Consider the following 18666-nt stretch of genomic DNA (forward strand, 5'->3'; position numbering starts at 1 on the left):
GTTCTGCTGATCGCTTCGGTCCAGCGCCCGACTGGACCGTGCATCGCATGCGATGCACCAGGGACGGTATGCGGCGTCTTGGACTGGCGACGCCTCCCCCGGCGTCCCGACGGCCCTAATGTGTGAGCGAGCCTATGCGCTTCGCTCTCGGCATAGAACCGATGCGGACTATGTTCAGAGGCTAGTTTTTGTTGCTTACGAAGGAAGCAAAAGTGTGCGGCGTTGCAGCATCGCGTCAGCGCGACTTCGCCTGCATCGCCTTCTTGCTCTCCTGCAGCAACACGGTGACCAGGCGCACACGCACACTCGACCGCGACCACACAATGCCAATGCAACGCGGCACCGCGGGTTGCGGCAGCGGAATCCGCGTGAGCTGCAAACCCTCCGGCCACGGCTGCGCCCAATCCGGCACCAGCGACACGCCCAGCCCGCGATCCACCATCACCGCGATCGCATTGAGCGCATTGAGTTCGAAGCGCTCGCGCGGAACGATACCGTTCGCACGCAGATAATCGTCCGCCTGCCGCCCGCCCCACTGATTGCGGTCGTAGCGGATCAGCGGCTGCGTCGCCAGCAACTCATGCGGATCGCGTCCCGCCATGCTCTTCGGCGCCAGCACAATCAGCGGCTCCTCGCGCAGCAACAACCACTCACAGGTCTTCGGCAGCGGGAACGGCGCCTGCAACACCACCGCCGCATCCAGATCCCCCGCCTCCACCGCGCGGTACAGATCCACCGAATACCCCGGTTTGATAAATACATTGATCTGCGGAAACGCATCCACCATCCGCGCCAGCACATCCGGCAACATCCCCGCCAGCGCCGTCGGACACGCCCCCAGCCGCAACTCCCCCGACACCGCACTGTCGTTAGCGACACTGCGCAAATCCGCCACCGCCCGCAGCATCTCCCGCGCCCGCTCCAGAATCCGCGACCCTTGCTCCGTCACACTCACCGTGCGCCCCACCCGCGCAATCAACGTCGCCCCCAACTCCCGCTCCAGCGTCCGCAACTGCTGCGCCACCGCCGCCGGTGTCACATTCAACACCCGCGCAGCGGCCGCCATCGACCCCTGATCGACCACGGTGACAAAGGTATTCAGGAATTGGGTTTCCACGACAGCTCACTCGGTTAGACGGCTAGAGCAACATGGGAGAGGGGTGGATGGTGCGTCAAGGGCCGGAAGGCTGAGGAGCGAGTATGTGTGCGTCGTATTCGAAGCGGGTCGCGCACAGGGTGCGCTCCTAGAGGCGCTTCATAGCAGCGCGATCTCGAGCACCCGCCCCTCACCCCAACCCTCTCCCCGGAGGGGAGAGGGAGATGTGGCGCTTCGAGACGGATAGACGATCAGGCCAAGGGAAAACCTTTCCCGACGTCTGACACTGAAAAAGGAGCAGCTACAGAGCCCACCGCCTGCTCTCAGGCCATTTCTCTTTGGTTACTTTCTCTTTGGGCCAGCAAAGAGAAAGTGACCCGGACCGCGGCAACGGTTCGAAAGCCCGCGGCAGGCGAGCCAGAGCACGCAGACGCGAAAACCGAGCGATAAGGCACTGGATGACCAGCTTCGCTGTTGTGAAGCGCCTCCGGCCTACGCCGGAATGACGAAGTAGGAGGGATTGGCTTAAGACCGAACCCTCACCCCGACCCTCTCCCGAGGGGAGAGGGAGAGCAGCTCACTTCGACGGAGATCTCGAATAGATAGTGAGCCCCTCCAGCGACCGTGTAGGCGCCGGAAACAACAAACTAGCCAAATACCCAATAACAATGCAGAGCAAAATCGAAATCGCCAGATAAAAATATGGATGCACCAAATGAAACGACCACGCAATCAACGTCAACACAATGCTGGACCCAATCCCGATCGCCACCCCCGGCGAATTCGCCCGCCGCGTAAACATCCCCAACGTATACGCCCCGGCAAACCCGCCACCCAGCAACCCCGCCAACTCAATCGACACATCAAACAACGAATGAATATCGAAGCGCGATAGCAGCAGCGCGGTGCAAATTCCTACCAGCCCCACCACCACCGTCATGATCTCCGCCATCAACACGCTCTTCTTGGGCGACGAGTGCTTCGCCAGCTTCTCGTAGAAGTCCACCGAGATCAGCGTGGCCACACTGTTCATGATGCCGGACAGCGTCGCCATCGCCGCCGCGAAGATGCCGGCGATGATCAATCCCGTGACCCCCATCGGCAGCTCCGCCGCGATAAACAGCGGGAACGTCGCATCGATCGGCAGCAAGGGATTCATGCGCTCTGGGTTCGCTTTGTAGAACACGAACAGCGCGGTGCCGATCAGATAGAACACAAAGCCGCCGGGAATCATGATCGCCGCGAACATCCAGATCGAGCGGCCGGCCTCCTTGTCGGATTCGGTGGACAGTGTGCGCTGCATCAGCACCTGATCCTTGGGAAAGGTCAGCACCACATCGAACAGCACCAGGAACACAAAGCCCCATACCGTGGCCTTGGTCATATCGAAGCTGAAATCAAGCAGGTGCATCTTGTGGTTGACGGTGGCGGTATGCATGAACTCGCCGAGGCCGCCATGCAGATGCCACACGATGAAGCCGATCACGAACAGCGCGCCGCCCATCTTCACGATTACCTGCACGAAGTCGGTCCAGATCACCGCCTTCATGCCGCCCATGGCGGTGTAGATGATGGTGAACACGCCCATCAGCACCACGCTCACGGTCACGCTGATGCCGGTGATGGTGGCGATGGCCAGCGCGGGCAGAAACAGGATCACGCTCATGCGGCTGCCGATCTGGGTGACGATGCACAGCGCGCTCGCCAGCATGCGGATCGCCGGGTGGAAGCGTGTTTCCAGATACGAGAACACCGACATCAGATCGAGCCGGCGCAGCAGCGGCACGATCCATACTGCGACAAAGGCTAGGCCGAGCACTGCAATCAGATTGTTGGTGAGGTACTGCCAGTTGCTCTCGAATGCCTTGGCCGGAATCGCGATGAAGCTGATCGAGCTGGTATTGGCCGCGTACAGACTGACGCCCGCGGCCCAGAACGGAATGCTGCGGCCACCGACGAAGAAGTTCGCGGTGGAGTTGCGCTTCTCGCGGATATAGAAGTACAGGCCGATGCCGAACATGCCGGCCAGGTAGACCAGGATCACGATCCAGTCCAGCCACTTCAGCAATAGCTTGCCGGTTTGCAGCTGCGCCGCGCTCACCGTGTAGTGCGTGCCATCGGGCTGCGCCCACAGCAGGCCATCCGGCCATGCGGCCATCAGCGCGTTACCGGCGATGCTGGTACCGGGCAGCACCGCCCAAGAGCCGGTGATGCTGTGATACGTCATCGGCCGCACGCCTTCGGCGCTGCGCACCAGATAGAGCAGATGCGCCTGCCCCAACGCGCGACCACTGCCGGGCACGATCTCACCGGGCACCGCGCCTGCCTCGCTCCAACCCTTGGCCGCGGACCAGCGCAGCAAATGTTCCGCGCCATTCGCTTCAACCGAGACGAACAGGTCCTGACTGCGGGCAACCAAGGTCCGAGCCGGTGCGTTGCCGGGCCATGCCGGCACTGCCTTCCAGCTCGCGCGCGGGTCGGCGGGATTCGCCTGCCAAGCGCGCGGCTTGCCGTCGGCGGCCATGCCGGCGACGAACAGCGCATCGGTGGAAATGGCGCCGCGTGCATCGGAGATGGGTTCGGGTAACGGCGGCAGCGTGTTCGCATCGAGGCGATCGTCGCGCAGGTGCAGTTCCGCCAATGCGCTATGCCCTTCGATGGACCACAGCAGATAGGCGCGCGTGCCGTCCTGGATCACAGCGACGTTTTCTGCCGGCACTGCCGTAGGCCAGGCCAGTGCGGCCCATACCTTGCCTGCGTTATCCAGCCGCCACGCGTGGCCTGGCGCGACCGCCACGGTCTGCCCATCGATCACCGCCAGCCCCGCCACCGGCTGCGCGCTTTCCAGCGGCGGCAGGCTCACGCTGCGCAACGGAGTAAGGCTCTCGGCATGCAGAGGAAGCGCAAGCCAGGCGAGGCAGAACAGATACAGGCGAAACACGCGCGGCCAAACCTCTCGATGCTGTAGCGGAACTCGCTCCTGTACGGAACGCTGCGGCGGCGTCACGACTTGTGCGCCGCCGCAAGCAATGCCTGCGCGCGTTTCAGGAACGGCAAGTCGATCATCTTGCCATCGACCATGAAGGCACCGCGACCCTGATTGGCCGGTGCCTGCGCAGCCTCGACGATACGCTGCGCGGCAGCGAGCTCATATTCCGACACCGCGAAAGCCGCGTTGGCCAGCGCCACCTGCCTGGGATGCACACAGCTCTTGCCGAGATAACCCAGCCGGCGCGCCATCGCCGCCTCATCGCGAAAGCCTTCTTCATCGGCAATGTCCGCATAGGCACCATCGAGCGCGAACACATCGGCCTGCGCTGCCGCCATACGCACTGCGAACAGAATGGCATGCAGATTGGCGCGGTCGCGACGGTCGATGCCATGCGGTTCGAACATGTCGGCCAGCCCCAGCTGCAAACCCGCCACGCGCGGATGCGCGCCGGCAATAGCGGCGGCATGCGCCAGGGCGCGCGGGGTTTCGATATTCACCAAAAGGCGCGTGCGCCGCTGTAAGCCGTGCGTCGCTTCGGCCAGTGCAATCACATCCACCGCCGCGCGTACTTCCGCCGCTGATTCCACTTTGGGCAGATTGAGCAGCGCCACGCCTTCGCTTATTACCTCGTTCACATCGTCGGCGAAGTACGGCGTGGACGGTGCGTTGGTGCGCACGATCATCACCTTGGGTGATTGCAGCGCGGCCTCCGTGGCGAGAAAGCTGGCTATCGCCGTGCGGGCGGCACCTTTCAGGTGCAGGGGCACCGCATCTTCGAGATCGAACGACAGGGCATCGGCGTCACCCGCCAATGCCTTCGCGAACAGCTCCGGCCGTGCGCCGGGCACGAACAGTTTGCTACGCATGGGCTACGGGCAGCTCGATCGTCATGCGCCGTAGTGTGCTTCAGCGCCAGCGCACGAATCGCACAGCGCACGCATATTCAAACGATAGCAAAGCTATCGATAGGCCGCGCCGCAACATGGGCCTTTCAGCCCGCCCGCCAACCGCGGGGCGCCTGATGCGCCCCACGGTAGCGAACGACTACGGATCGAACTTCTTCTCTATGCCGAGCTGGATCGACTGGTTGTCCTTCGTGCCGTTGTCCAGCAGGTTCTGGTACTCCACCCGCAGCGACAACCCATGCAGGGTCTGCAGCATCACGCCCGCGCCGACCAGTGTGTGGTTGCGGTTCTGGCTCGGCAGTATCGCCTCGTACAGCGGGCCGCCCAGCAGATCCGCGTAGCGCATCGCCGCTACGCTCGCGCCCTGGAAGTCGTGGCGGAATTCCACGCGCAGCTGCGGCATCCATACCCCGTAGTCGCGCTTGGCGGTCCATTGCGCGCGCAGGCCGAGCACGCCGGTGCTGGTCTTTACCGTCTGCCGCTCGTAGCGCAGTGCATAAACGTTGTCGCCATGCTCGGTGTAGGCGTCCAGGCTGGCGCGGGCGAAGTCGAAGCGGCCGTACGGCGACATCAACATGCCGTCTTCCGTGCGGTGTTCGTAGCCGACCGATAGCGAGGCGAACAGCTGCTTGCCATCGCGGCTGCCGTTCACCGTATTGCCGTTGTCGGTGACGTAGCGGCGCGCATCGAACGACAGACTCTGGTAGCCGACCAGCGCATCCACATACACCAGCGGTACCGGACGGTAGCTGCCGTACACGGCCGCGCTGTAACTGTCGACGGTGCTGCGACTGTTGTGGCGTCCGATGTCGGAAGTATCGTGGCCGTAACCCACGCCCGCACCGAGCGCGAACTTGTCACCGAAGGCGCGATCCGCACCCACGCTGATACCGGACGTGGTGAAGTCGATGCCGTTGTCGCTGCTACCCGGCTGCGTCTTGCCGAAGTTCACCGCGCCGCCGGTCCACACCGACCACGTACCCGGCTGCCCTCCCGCCGATCCGTCGCGCTGGCCCTGGCCCGGCGATGGCTCGTCCGGCTGGACCAGGAAACGCTTGCTCCAGTCGTCGTCGCGTCCGTGCAGGCCTGCCAGTGGATCGCGGTTCTGCCGCGCACTGGCCGAATTGAAGCTGATGCCATTACTGAAGCCGCCACCGCCGGCACCGGTGTGCAGCATCTCCAGGCGACGCTGGAAGTTGTTGATCTGACCGACCGCCAAGCGCCGCGCCGAATCGGCCTGCGCCTGCAGGATGCCCAGCACTTCGGCATCTTTCGACGGATCGCTGCGGCCGGTCACGGTGATCGTTACCGTGGCAGTGGCCGATGTGGCGTAAGCGTTGCTCAACGTGTAGCTGACCTGCGCCTGGCCGTTGTACGTACCGCTCGCGGTGAAGTTGAGCGAGTAGCCCGATCCCGAGCTGTGGATCACAGCGTTGCCCGCGGTGGACGGCGAGACCGCGACCAGCGTGGCGGCGGTGAACGGGCCGCCACGAGCCGCGCTGGTGAGATCGACCTGCACCGTGCGTCCGGCCACCACGTTCGCACTCAGCGCCGCAGGCAACGGCACCGGGTTCACCGTGATGGTGACGTGCGCGGGCTGCGAGGTACCGAACGGATTGGACAGCGTGTAGTCCAGACTCATCGCACCCGATGCGTCGATCGGCGCCGTGTACACGATGTCGGTGCTGCTCACCGTCGCCGTGCCCGAGGCAGGCGGCGTAGTGATCGCCGCCGCCGTGAACGGCGCGCCAGTGGCACCCGCCGTCGCATGCACAGTCACCGACTTGCCGGCCAGCACCGTGACCGCTTGTGCCGCTGCCACCGGTACCGCCAGCGGCGTCACCGTAACGCTCACCGTTGCCGGCGCGGAGGTACCGCCCGGGCCGGTCGCGGTATAGGTGAAGCTGTCGTTGCCGTAGAAGTTGGAGGACGGCGTGTAGATCACGTTGAGTCCGCTCACGCTCGTACTTCCATGCGCGGGTGCCTGCGCGATGGCGATGCTGGTGATGGGACCGGTGTCGTTGGCGGTGACGGCGATGGTGACCGGTGCGTTGGCCACGGTTGTGGCGGTATCGTTCACCGCGATCGGCGCAGGCTGATTAATGCCCAGTGTGTAAGAGTGACTGCCGCTGAAGCTGAGGCCATCGGTCGCCTTGACGGTGAAGTTGTAGTTGCCAGCCGTGGTCGGCGTGCCTGACAGCGCACCCGTGCTGCTCAACGCGATACCCGGCGGCAGCGCACCCGATGTGAGGCTGTAGGTGTAGCCGCCGCTGCCGCCGCTCGCACTCAGCGTCTGGCTGTAGGCAACACTGACCTGGCCACCCGCCAGTGCGGCCGGCGTGATGGTGATCGTCGGCGCATTCACGGTGAACGTGTATGCCTGGTTGCCGGTGAAGCCGAAACCGTCGGTCACTTTTACGGTGACGCTGAAGCTACCGGCCGTCGTCGGCGTGCCGGACAGACTGCCGGTACTGCTCAACGCGATACCCGGCGGCAGCGCACCCGAGGTGAGGCTGTAGGTGTACCCGCCGCTACCGCCGCTCGCGCTCAGCGTCTGGCTGTAGGCAACGCCGCCAGTACCTGCCGGTAGTGTGGCCGGCGAAACGGCAATGGACGGCGCGTTCACCGTGAACGTGTACGCCTGGCTGCCAGTGAAGCCAAGGCCATCGGTCGCCGTGACGGTGAAGTTGAAAGTGCCCGCCGCCGTCGGCGTGCCGGACAGGCCACCAGCGCTGGTCAATGCAATGCCTGGTGGCAGTGCCCCCGCAGCGAGGCTAAAGGTGTAGCTGCCGTTGCCGCCGCTCGCGCTCAGCGCTTGGCTGTAGGGGGCACCGCCGCTACCGGCCGGCAGCGTAGTCGGCGTGACCGTGATGGTCGGCGTCGCCACGGTCAGCGTGAAGGGCTGGGTAGCCGAGAATGGCGCGCCGGTGCCGGTGCTGCTGTCGGTGGCCTTCAGCGTGAAGTTGAAAGTGCCCGCCGCCGTCGGCGTACCGGACAGCACGCCCGCGGACGACAGCGCCAGGCCCGGAGGCAACGCACCAGCGGTCAACGAGTAGCTGTAGGGCGACGTGCCGCCGCTCGCGGTGAAGGTATGGGTATAGGCCACTTCCGCCGTCGCGTTGCTCAGCGTGCCCGGGCTGAGCACCACCGTACCGGCGTTCACGGTGACGCTGTAGGCGCGGCTGCCGGTGAAACTGCCGCTGTCGGTCGCCGTGACGGTGAAGTTGAAGGTTCCTGCCGCCGTCGGCGTGCCGCTGAGTACGCCCGAGGATCCGCTCAGCGACAGACCCGCCGGCAACGCACCGGCGGTTACCGCGTAGGTGAACGTGGTCGGCATGCCTTCGGACGCAGTGACTGTCTGGCTGTAAGCAGTGCCAACGGTAGGCGCCGCCAACGTGGCCGGCGACACCGTGATGGTAGGAGCGGCCACGGTGAGCGTGTAGGTGCCCGTGATGGAGAACGGCGCGCCGGTACCGGTCGTACTGTCCGTCGCCGTTACACTGAAGTTGACCGTGCCGGCCGTCGTTGGTGTGCCGCTGAGCGTGCCGTTGCTGTTGAAACTCACGCCGGTGGGCAGCGTGCCGGAGTTGACCGTCAGTGAGTAGCTGTACGGCGACGTGCCATTACCCGCCGCGAACGTGAGGTTTACTACGTTACCCACTGAGCCGTTGAAGGTCGTGCCCGACGAAGGCGTGATGGTCAGTGCCGGCGCGCCCACAGCGATGCTGTAGGCGCGGCTACCCGTATAGGGGCCGGCGCCGCTGCTGCTGTCGGTCGCCGTGACGGTGAAGTTGTACGTGCCGGCGCTGGTGGGCGTACCGGAAAACGCGCCGGTGCCGCTCATGCTCAAACCAGCCGGCAGCGCGCCAGCGGTGATGGCGTAGGTATAAGGGCCGGTACCACCGGAGGCCGCTACGCTCTGTGAGTACGACACACCCACGCTCGGGTTCGTCAACGACGTCGGCGCAAGCGAGATGGTCGGTGCGTTGACGGTCAGCGTCAGCGTGCCGCTGGTGGCATTGAACGGACCGGTGCCGGTACTGCTGTCGGTGGCCTTCACCGTGAAATTGAACGTGCCGCCCGCTGTCGGCGTGCCCGACAACGTGCCATTGCTCGCCAGCGTGATACCCGTGGGCAGGCTGCCGGATGCGATGGCGTAGGTATAGGGCGCCGTGCCACCGCTGGCACTCCCCACTGACTGGCTGTAGGCGATGCCCACCGTGGCCGCCGACGGATTGGCCGGCGCGTAAGTGATGGTCGGCGCGTTGATGGTCAGCGTCAGCGTGCCACTGGTGGCGTTGAACGGACCGGTGCCGGTGCTGCTATCGGTGGCCTTCACGGTGAAGTTGAAGGTGCCGCTCGCCGTAGGCGTACCTGACAACGTGCCGTTGCTGGCCAACGTGACGCCCGCAGGCAGGCTGCCGGAAACGACAGCGTAGGTGTACGGCGCCGCGCCGCCACTGGCACCGGCGACCGACTGGCTATACGCCACGCCGACAGTGCCTGCCGCCGGACTGGACGGCGTGTAGCTGATGGTTGGCGGCGACACGGTGATCGTCGCCGTGGCTGGCGCCGACGTACCGCCGCTGTTGGTGGCGGTATACGTGAAGCTGTCCGGACCGGCATAGCCCGCTGTGGGCGTGTAGATAATCGACGTGCCGCTGGCGGTGGCCGTGCCGTGCGTTGCCTGGGTACCGACGGCAACCGAGGCCGGCGCGCCGCCGGTGATGTTGAGAGTGATCGGGTTGTTGGTGCTGCCGTAGGCGACCGTGGCGCCTACCGGGCTGACGACCGGGGGTGGCAGGTTCACCACGGTGATGGACAAGTTGTTGGCCGAGAAGAAGTGGGTCGGCAGGCTGCTGTCTGTGGCGCGTACGGTGAAGTTCGTTGTGCCCGTTGCGGTGGCGGTGCCGGTGATCGTGCCGTTGCTCGCCAGCACCAGACCGTTCGGAAGCGTGGTGCCGCCGTCGAGCGTATAGGTGTATGGCGCTGTGCCACCGGATGCGGCCAGCGTGAAACTGTAGGGCGAGCCGATGACCGCGTTCGTGGGCGTATTCGTGATGTTGATGTTCGGCGCCCCGATGGTGATCGAGTAGCTCGCCGTGCCGGTGACCGGGGTGCCGGCGCTGTCGGTCGCCGTGATCGAGAACGAATAAGTGCCCTGCGTAGTGGGCGTACCGGAGATGGTGTTGCCGCTCAGCGTCAGGCCGGGAGGTGGAGTGCCACTGGAGACGGTGAATGTGTAGGGCGATGTGCCGCCGGATGCGCTCAGCGTGGTTGAGGGATACGCAATGGCCACGGTGCCCGCAGGCATGCTCGACGGTGTAATGACGATCGGCGAAGTCGCCGGGGCGATGTGCACCGTCACGGTAACGAAATTGGTGCCCGAGCCATCGTCGTACTGGAACGTATCCGTCGTCGCGCCGTCACCACTGTTGCTGTAACTGATATCCGCGCTCGCGTGGTTAGTCACGCTCGCCGTGCCATGCTGGGCTGTCGTCGTGATATTGCCTATGCCGAAGCCGGAGCTGCACGCCGTGACATTCATGCTGATCGTGGCGCCGGAAGCCATGGGCGATCCGGCGGAGGCATTGGGCGGCGTATAGGCCGTACAGACTGCGCGCGACAGGCCCGGCATTGCCAGCATGCCGCTTAGCAACAAGAACACTATCCAACGGCCGAATACGCTACGGCCGAGCCCATGGCGCATCGCGTCGCGATGCTTCGACTCCGTATGCCACATGATTGTCCCCTGTGTCCGCTTCCCAACGGACGGCGCCTAGCGGCGCATGTGTGAAAGCTGCCGTAACTCGTAGTGAGCAGTCGCGGTGCCGGCCCCCTCCACTGGCTTGCAACTTCTTGCGCCAGCGGTCCTCCACCTTTCCTTCACGTGATCGCTTCCCGCGAAGCGATCAACGCACCATTGATCCGCCGTATGGGTGACTTGTCAAGATGCCAGAAGGTGAGCCAGAGTTACGCGATCCGGCAAGGGGCTCTTTTCGCCGGCACAACCAGGGGGAAAACTTATGTCGCAACCCTTTCTCGGGCAGGTGATGCCCGTGGCGTTCAATTTCGCGCCAAAAGGCTTCGCTTTTTGCAACGGCCAGTTGATGCCCATCAACCAGTATCAGGCGCTGTTCGCGCTGCTGGGCACGTACTACGGCGGCAACGGTACGACGAATTTCCAATTGCCCAACCTGCAGAGCCGCACACCGGTGGGATCCAACAACGGCACGGATATCGCCCAGACCGGTGGTGTCGAGAATGTCACGTTGCAGACCTCGCAGATTCCCGGGCATAACCACACTTTCAGCGCGACCACGGATGCGGGCAACACGCGTATTCCTGCTGGCAACGTCCTGCTGGGCACGACCGGCGCGCAAAAGGTTTACGGCAGCTCCGGCGGCACGCAGATTCCACTCAACGTGCTCGACAACGCGGGACAGACCTTGCCGCACCCGAACCTGCAGCCATACACGGTGCTGAATTTCTGCATCGCGCTCAATGGCGTCTTTCCCTCGCGCAGCTGACCGGAGCTCCTGCCATGACGCAACCTTATGTTGGCGAAATCCGTCTGTTTCCCTACAACTTCGCGCCGAACGGTTGGTTCGACTGCGATGGTCGCCTGCTTTCCATTTCCGATTACGACGTGCTGTTCAACCTGATTGGCACCACCTATGGTGGTGACGGCGTGAACACGTTTGGCCTGCCCAATCTGTGCGGCCGCGTGCCGATCCATCAGGGCAGGGGACCGGGTCTGGGAACCTACGTGCTGGGGCAAATGGATGGTGCAGAGCAGGTCACGCTAATCACCAATCAGCTGCCAGCCCACACCCACTCCTTCTACGCCGCGGATTCGGCAGCAAGCTCGCCCAGTCCGGCCGCCAATCTCCAATTAGGCTCGGTCAGCGGGGACACGCTGTACACGAACAGCACCACCGGGATCGCCAGCGGCAACCTGGCGCCGTCGGCTGTCAGTTCCACCGGGGGCAACCTGCCTCACGACAACACCATGCCCTCGCTGGTCGCGCGCTTCTGCATCGCGTGGGCCGGCGTCTACCCGTCGCAGGGTTGACGGTCATCGATCGATTACGAGGACTAACACCATGAGCGATCCCTTCATTGGCGAGATCCAGATCTACGGCTTCAACTTCGCGCCCTACAACTGGGCCATGTGCCAAGGACAGTTGATGCCGATCCAGCAGAACACGGCGCTGTTCTCGCTGCTGGGCACCCAGTTCGGCGGCAACGGCACATCCAATTTCCAGCTGCCAAACTACACCGGCAATGCCGCCTGCGGCCAAGGCGCGGGGCCTGGGGTGACGACGCGCACGGTGGGCGAAACCTTCGGCTCTGACAACATCACCCTGCTGCTCAACCAGATGCCGGCGCACACCCACGGAGCCCGTATCTACAACCAGCCGACCACGGCTAATCGCAGCGGCATTCCGGCTAGCGGCGACGCCATCATCACACCAGAGTCGGTGACGATACTTGCCACCACTACCACGACGAACACGACCTTTCCGGTCCAGACCATCGGCATCACGGGCAACTCTCTGCCGCACGAGAACCAGCAGCCGTACCTCACGCTGAATTTCTGCATCTCTCTGTCGGGTACCTTCCCTCAGCGTCCGTGAGTACCGTTGAAGCATTGACCTTTCCCCTTCTGCGGGCAGCCTGGCTGCCCGCAGAAGGGAAAGACCTTCCGCCAGGTTTGAGCTGGCGCGACGCGCGAAACGAAGACCTACCATTCTTCCGTCGACTCTACGCCGACGTCCGCGCTACCGAACTCGCCGCGATACCCTGGCCGGACGCCGTGCGTCAGGCCTTTCTGGACAGCCAGTTCACACTGCAGCACCAGCACTACACCACGCGCTACCAGCCGGCGGATTATCTGGTGATCGAGGATGCAGGGAGCCCCATTGGCCGTCTGTACCTGTATCGCAACGCTGTCGAAGCCAACGTGATCGACATCGCGCTGCTCGACGCTGTACGCGGACGCGGCCATGGTTCGTCACTACTGCGGCTGGTGCAGCGAACCGCGCTACGCGATGGTCTGCAAAGCGTCATGCTGCACGTCGAACAGCGCAACGCCGGCGCGCGCCGGCTCTATGAGCGCATGGGATTCACCGTCGAGGAAGACATCGGCAGCCATCTGCGCATGCGCTGGCTCATCGCAGCGGCTGAACTCAGTTGAACAGCGCCTGGTAGATGAAACCGCTCTGGTCCCGCGCGATCGGAACCAGAAAAATGCCGAATTCGCCCATCGACGCATGCTTCATCTGATAGATCTTCTGCGGGAATACGATCGCCGCCTCGTGACGGAACAACAGCGAGAACGGCGCGCGCACCATACCCTGGAACTCGCGTACCGGCAGCGGCCGCGCCTCCACCAGCGCGAATGGCGCATTTCCATCATGCTCCAGCGCCACGGTGAACGTCTCGCCGACGTGACCCGCAAAATGCTCGAGTGCTAGAAATTGCATCGCGTCGCCCCCTACGGCCTCGATGTTGAGGCGGCGAGTGTCGCATAGATGAAGCGTCGGAAAGCAGGCCAGCGCAGCGCTACTGCATGTGCACCAGTCCGCTGCCGATGCCCTGGCATAAACGCAACGACAGTGCGCGTCCGCGCGCCACCAGCCGGTCCATGGCGGTATTGTAGGTGGCTGGCTCGGCGGACTTCCCCTCCTCGGAAGAAGCGGGCTCCTCGATCCGTTCGGCGAGCCGCAGGGCGAGTTGATGGTCGGCCACGTAGCCATGCAGGAACAACAACGATGTCCAGAGCGAGGGCATAAAAATCTCCGAAGGGTGTTCGTCAATCGTGGGTTGCGCCACTCAAGGCGGTAGCGCGCATCGATGGTCGTTCGGCGAGGCGCTCATACCAGGCAGCAAGGCGTGGACGGCGGGCACGAAAGTCGTGCACGTCGCGAAAGGCGATCCAGCTCAGTGCCGTCGCCAGCGCAATCGCGCCCAGATCGATCGGTGCCTCTACATCGATTTCCCGTTCCGCGAAATCGCAGGCGGCGACGACTTTCTGCAGATGCCCGTCGTGCAGTGCAGGCCAACGCAACGATTCGGGGCGACGTTCAGCCTCCCAGCGGACATCAATTCCCGCATCCGCCATACCCTGCGCCAAGGCCTGCATGCGCAGGACGCGATAGCGTGCATCGCCATCCGCGGGAATCAGTTTGCGGCCTTGATGCAGACCGTCCAGGTATTCGCAGATCACATTCGAATCGAACAGCGCGAAGCCGTCGTCGAGGATCAGTACGGGCACTTTGCCCAATGGATTGAGCGCGAAGACTTCATCGTTGCGGCGAGTGGGGCTGGTTTCGTGATGGATCACTTCCAGCTTGTCTTGCAGGCCCATTTCGTGAGCGGCGACGAGCACTTTTCGAGCGTAAGGGGAGTGGGTCTGGTACAGGAGTTTCATGAGGTGGCTTTGTGGAAGAAGAAAATCAGGCAAGCGCCAGCAGGCGCCGGCGTACTTGGTCGGAGAGGTTGCCGCCGCATAGCACGGTGGCGATGCGGCGGCCGGCGAAGCGCCACGGATCGGTGAGTACAGCGGCGATGCCCACCACACCGGCGGGCTCTACCGTCAGCTGCAGGTGTCGATGGGTCAGCCGCATCGCTTCGAAGATCTGCGCTTCCGACACCGCCACCACGCTGTCGCAACAGCGGCGCAAGTAGTCCAGGCGCGAAGCGATGGGGACGCGTACGGCGATGCCATCGGCGATGGTGTCGGCGCTGGCGGTTTCGATGACGGCACTGGCTTCGAGCGAGCGCTTCATCGCCGGTGCGTTTTGGGCGACGACGGCAATGATTTCGGTGGCCGGTGCGAGCTGGCGCAGGACGGTGCCGATGCCTTCCAGCAACGCGCCGTTACCCAGTGGCACCAGCATCGCGTCGAACTTCTCCGTGCGATGCAGTTCCAGCGCGATGGTTCCCGCGCCTTCGGCAATCGCCGGCTCGGCCCCGTCTTCCACAAAACGCAGGCTGTTGGCGGCAGCGTAAATGCGTGCGGCCTGTTTGGCGGCGTCGAAATCCGCGCCTTCCAGACGCACCTCCGCACCCAGACGGCGCATCGCCGCGATCTTCACAGGGTTTGCAGTCTTCGCGGCGAACACAATGCATGCGTGCCCTCGCCGCGTCGCCGCGTAGGCGAGCCCCTGGCCGAAATTGCCAGCGGACGCGCAGACCACCACCTCACCAGAACGCAAGGCCGTGGCCGCGAACAATTCCGCCCCGCGTCCTTTGAAAGAACCAATCGGATTGGCTGTTTCATTCTTCGCCAACAGCTGGCAACCCAGCGCCGCATCCAGCCCCTCGTCGCTGACCAGTGGCGAGTCGAGGAACACTGGATCGATCTGCGAACCAGCGGCCAGGATGTTGGCGATATCGGCGATGGGCGGCATGCAAAGCACCGTTGCGGAAGCGATGGCGAACCATGCTAGGGTTCCGCCGCGCGGTGCAGCCGCGTATCAACCCCGTGATGTGGGTTCTTTCCCCGTTTAATGCGAGCAGCGCGCGGCCATGCCTACCGAACTCGACAAATTCGACCGCCGCATCCTCGCCATCCTGCAAACCGATGCGCGCCGCTCCGCCGAACTGATCGGCACCGACATCGGCCTCTCCGCCTCCGCCGTTCAACGCCGCATCGCTCGCCTGCGCGACGAGTCCATCATCACCACCGAAGTCGCCGTGGTCGACCCCAAACGCACCGGCCGCCCCCTCACCCTTATCGTCGACATCGAAGTCGAACGCGAACGCCCCGAACTGATGGCGAGCCTCAAACAATGGATCGCCACCGAACCCGCCATCCAGGAAGCCTGGTACGTCACCGGCGAAGGCGACTACGTACTCATCGTCACCGCCAGGGATGTCGAGGATTACGACGCGCTGATGCAAAGGCTGGTGGCGGAGAACGGCAATGTGCGGCGTTTTCAGACGCGGGTGGCGTTGGGAACGTTGAAGCGGGGGTTGTTGGTGCCGATGGATTTGCAGGAGTGATGCGCTGTCGCGATTGAGCGCTGCGTAGTCACGTTATCTCGAGCACCCACCCCTCACCCCAACCCTCTCCCCGGAGGGGAGAGGGAGATGTTGCGCTTCGATAAGGAATAGACAATCAGGCCCGAAGACAACCATCTCGACGCCTGACACTGGAAAAGGCGCGGCTACGAAGCGCACCGCCTGCCCTTCAGGCCATTTCTCTTTGGTTACTTTCTCTTTGGGCCAGCAAAGAGAAAGTGACCCGGACCGCGGCAGCGGTTCGGAAGCCCGCGGCAGGCGAGCCCGGTCGCGACAACGCGACAACCGAACGACAACGCCACTGGATTCCGGCCTACGCCGGAATGACGAAGTAGGGAAGGATGTCGCAAGAGCCGAACCCTCTCCCGGAGGGAGAGAGAGCAAAGCGTGCTCAGCCGCCGCGCGCCGCCCGCGTCGCCAACGCACTAGGCACCCCCACCACCAACACATGCACCACCACACTACAAACCACCCAAGCCACCGCATGCGGCTGCTTCCCCACCGCCGACAACGGCAACACCACCCCATTCATCACCGCATAAACCACCAACCCATACAGCGGCCCATACACCCATGGCCTGCGCGCCAACACCGGCATCCACCGGCTGGCAAGGTAATAAGCCAGCACCATCACTATCGCCATACCGTAATGCAGCGCCGCGCCAAGCCATACCGTCGCCGCACCGCCCTGGAACGCCGCCTTGCCCAGCAGGCCGGCCGCAATGCCCTGAAAAATGCGCGCCGCCGGCAACCCGGCCGCCATATGCCAGTACGTGCACGCGAAGATCGCGTCCACCGTCGCCACCAACAAACCGGTGCCAAGCAAAATTGCGGCCGACCTCGGTGCCGGGCCAGCCTTCATCGACAACACTGTGCTCATGCAACGTCTCCGATAAAAAAAGAACTCCCCCGCGGACTTTCGGGTGGGGGATGAGGGCCGGGGGAGAGGCCCGTCCGCGGGGGATAAGCGGCTTACGGCAAGGGAGCCCACACACATCCCGGATGCATGCGGCGCCGCTTGTGCGACCCGGTCGCCGAGTGCAGGCTAGGCACCCGAATGGCTTTCATCCATATCCAATTTTCCGGCGTCCTGTAGAGCCAATGCCCAGGAGGGTGTAGCGGTGTTTCTGGAACTCGACGGCCAAGGCCCCCGTTATGCCCAACTTACGCGGGCGCTCAAGGCGGCCATCCTCGATGGACGCCTCGGTGCGGGCACGCGCCTGCCACCCACGCGCGCGTTGGCGCGCGACCTGGAGATGTCCCGCATCACCGCGTTGGCCGCCTACGAACAGTTGCGCGCGGAGGGGTTTATCGAAGGGCACGTGGGCTCGGGCAGCTATGTCGCAGCGATCGAGACCAAGCCCGCGCCGCCGCCTTCCGAACGGACCATTGCCGCGCCTTCGCGCTATGCGCGCCGCGCCCGCGCAGTGGCGGACCGCACCATCGGGGTGCGCCATCACGGCTTGCGTTACAACCTGCAGTACGGCAATCCGCAGACCCATCCGGCCTTGAACGACCTGTGGGCGCGCGAACTCGCCCGCGCCGCGGCGTATACGCCACAAGGCGGTTCACGCGCTCAAGGGCTGCTCTCCTTGCGCGAGCAGGTCTGCGACTATCTCGCACGCCGTCGCGGTGTGCAGACGCGGCCGGAGGATGTGCTGATCATCAGCGGCACGCAGCAGGCGTTTACGCTGACCGCGCGCGTGCTGTTGGACGAAGGCGATCGCGTGGTGATGGAGGACCCGACCTATTTCGGCGCGCGACAGGCTTTCGGCGCCCACGGCGCCAAGCTGGTACCTGTGCGCACCGATGCCGACGGCCTGGTCTGCTCTGCGTTGCCGCGAAATGCGCCACGCCTGATCTATGTGACGCCTTCGCACCAGTTCCCCAGCGGCACGGTGCTGTCCTTGCAGCGTCGCCTGGAGTTACTGCGCTACGCCGCCGAGCATCGTTGCTGGGTGATCGAGGATGACTACGACAGCGAGTTTCGCTACGACTCCCACCCGCTCCATGCGATGCGCTCGCTCGACCACAGCGATCGTGTGATCTATGTCGGCACCTTCTCCAAAGTGATGTTCGGCTCGCTGCGATTGGCCTACATGGTGGTGCCGGCGGCGCTGCGCGACGATTTCGTTACCGCCAAGTACCTCAGCGATTTCTTCTGTCCGGTGATTGAGCAGGCGGCGCTGGCGCATTTTATGGAGAGTGGTGGTTTTGAGCGGCATCTTCGCCACGCGACGAAGGAGCTGAAGTCGCGGCGCGATGCGTTGATCGAGGGGCTGCATCGTCATGCCGGTGATCGTGTGGAGATCGCCAACTCGCAGGCGGGGATGCATATGGTGGCGTGGCTACGCGGCTATGACTACGCGCGTGCGGAGGCGTTGATCGATTATGCGCATGAGCATGGACTGGGGCTGCATCCGATGGAGCCACATTACTTCAAGCGGCCGGCACAGCCGGGGTTGATTCTTGGGTATTGCGCGCTTTCTACGGTGGAGTTGAGGGAGGCTATGCAGTTGTTTGGGCGGTGTTTGGATGCGTTTGATCAGGGTGTGGCCTAACCCCTCTCCCCTCGGGAGAGGGGTTGGGGTGAGGGTTCGGGCCTTGAGCCGCCCCCTCCTACTTCGTCATCCCTGCGCAGG

The 18666-nt window shown here is 64.0% G+C and carries 15 protein-coding genes; 6 read left to right on the plus strand and 9 right to left on the minus strand.

Annotation, left to right across the window (positions count from 1 at the left end; genetic code table 11):
- Window positions 1-235 precede the first annotated feature (235 nt).
- From BM338_RS05405 to BM338_RS05420, 4 genes are all read right to left on the minus strand, one after another.
- On the minus strand, window positions 236-1117 hold the full coding sequence (locus BM338_RS05405; protein WP_090449771.1) for a LysR family transcriptional regulator: 882 nt from the start codon (window positions 1115-1117) through the stop codon (window positions 236-238).
- A gap of 556 nt (window positions 1118-1673) precedes the next feature.
- On the minus strand, window positions 1674-4037 hold the full coding sequence (locus tag BM338_RS05410; protein WP_090449772.1) for a sodium:solute symporter: 2364 nt from the start codon (window positions 4035-4037) through the stop codon (window positions 1674-1676).
- 62 nt (window positions 4038-4099) lie between these two features.
- Window positions 4100-4954 (minus strand): HpcH/HpaI aldolase/citrate lyase family protein, encoded by an 855-nt coding sequence (locus BM338_RS05415; protein ID WP_090449773.1) that lies wholly within the window; start codon window positions 4952-4954, stop codon window positions 4100-4102.
- A gap of 178 nt (window positions 4955-5132) precedes the next feature.
- The gene (locus BM338_RS05420; protein ID WP_090449774.1) at window positions 5133-10736 is read right to left on the minus strand and encodes a putative Ig domain-containing protein; all 5604 of its coding nucleotides are present in this window, start codon (window positions 10734-10736) and stop codon (window positions 5133-5135) included.
- 283 nt (window positions 10737-11019) lie between these two features.
- On the opposite strand from BM338_RS05420, the gene BM338_RS05425 reads away from it, so the two are divergent.
- From BM338_RS05425 to BM338_RS05440, 4 genes are all read left to right on the plus strand, one after another.
- Complete coding sequence (locus tag BM338_RS05425) at window positions 11020-11523, plus strand: phage tail protein (RefSeq protein ID WP_090449775.1); 504 nt, start codon at window positions 11020-11022, stop codon at window positions 11521-11523.
- Window positions 11524-11537: 14 nt separating this feature from the next.
- Window positions 11538-12068, plus strand: a complete 531-nt coding sequence (locus BM338_RS05430; RefSeq protein ID WP_090449776.1) for a phage tail protein — start codon at window positions 11538-11540, stop codon at window positions 12066-12068.
- A gap of 31 nt (window positions 12069-12099) precedes the next feature.
- Window positions 12100-12633, plus strand: coding sequence for a phage tail protein (locus tag BM338_RS05435; protein WP_090449777.1), 534 nt, complete (start codon window positions 12100-12102; stop codon window positions 12631-12633).
- Window positions 12634-12710: 77 nt separating this feature from the next.
- Window positions 12711-13193 carry a GNAT family N-acetyltransferase gene (locus BM338_RS05440; RefSeq protein WP_090449778.1) on the plus strand — a complete coding sequence of 161 codons (483 nt, stop codon included), beginning with the start codon at window positions 12711-12713 and terminating at the stop codon, window positions 13191-13193.
- Here the strand turns inward: BM338_RS05440 and BM338_RS05445 are convergent.
- The 4 genes from BM338_RS05445 to BM338_RS05460 form a co-directional block, all read right to left on the minus strand.
- On the minus strand, window positions 13186-13482 hold the full coding sequence (locus BM338_RS05445) for a DUF6916 family protein (RefSeq protein ID WP_090449779.1): 297 nt from the start codon (window positions 13480-13482) through the stop codon (window positions 13186-13188). The two genes, BM338_RS05440 and BM338_RS05445, sit on opposite strands and share 8 nt — an antisense overlap.
- Before the next feature lie 79 nt (window positions 13483-13561).
- The gene (locus tag BM338_RS05450; protein ID WP_090449780.1) at window positions 13562-13789 is read right to left on the minus strand and encodes a hypothetical protein; all 228 of its coding nucleotides are present in this window, start codon (window positions 13787-13789) and stop codon (window positions 13562-13564) included.
- A gap of 22 nt (window positions 13790-13811) precedes the next feature.
- On the minus strand, window positions 13812-14429 hold the full coding sequence (locus BM338_RS05455) for a glutathione S-transferase family protein (RefSeq protein WP_090449781.1): 618 nt from the start codon (window positions 14427-14429) through the stop codon (window positions 13812-13814).
- A 25-nt stretch (window positions 14430-14454) separates the two neighbouring features.
- On the minus strand, window positions 14455-15411 hold the full coding sequence (locus tag BM338_RS05460; protein WP_090449782.1) for a threonine ammonia-lyase: 957 nt from the start codon (window positions 15409-15411) through the stop codon (window positions 14455-14457).
- Between the two features lie 118 nt (window positions 15412-15529).
- On the opposite strand from BM338_RS05460, the gene BM338_RS05465 reads away from it, so the two are divergent.
- Window positions 15530-16006: an Lrp/AsnC family transcriptional regulator gene (locus tag BM338_RS05465; protein ID WP_090449783.1), complete on the plus strand. Its 477-nt coding sequence runs from the start codon at window positions 15530-15532 to the stop codon at window positions 16004-16006.
- A 409-nt stretch (window positions 16007-16415) separates the two neighbouring features.
- Here BM338_RS05465 and BM338_RS05470 read toward each other — a convergent pair whose 3' ends face one another.
- Window positions 16416-16904 carry a hypothetical protein gene (locus tag BM338_RS05470; protein ID WP_090449784.1) on the minus strand — a complete coding sequence of 163 codons (489 nt, stop codon included), beginning with the start codon at window positions 16902-16904 and terminating at the stop codon, window positions 16416-16418.
- A gap of 241 nt (window positions 16905-17145) precedes the next feature.
- On the opposite strand from BM338_RS05470, the gene BM338_RS05475 reads away from it, so the two are divergent.
- Window positions 17146-18585: a MocR-like pyridoxine biosynthesis transcription factor PdxR gene (locus tag BM338_RS05475; RefSeq protein ID WP_090449785.1), complete on the plus strand. Its 1440-nt coding sequence runs from the start codon at window positions 17146-17148 to the stop codon at window positions 18583-18585.
- Window positions 18586-18666: the final 81 nt, after the last annotated feature.

It is taken from the genome of Dyella sp. OK004 (genome assembly GCF_900114495.1).
In the GTDB taxonomy this organism is placed as follows: domain Bacteria; phylum Pseudomonadota; class Gammaproteobacteria; order Xanthomonadales; family Rhodanobacteraceae; genus Dyella_D.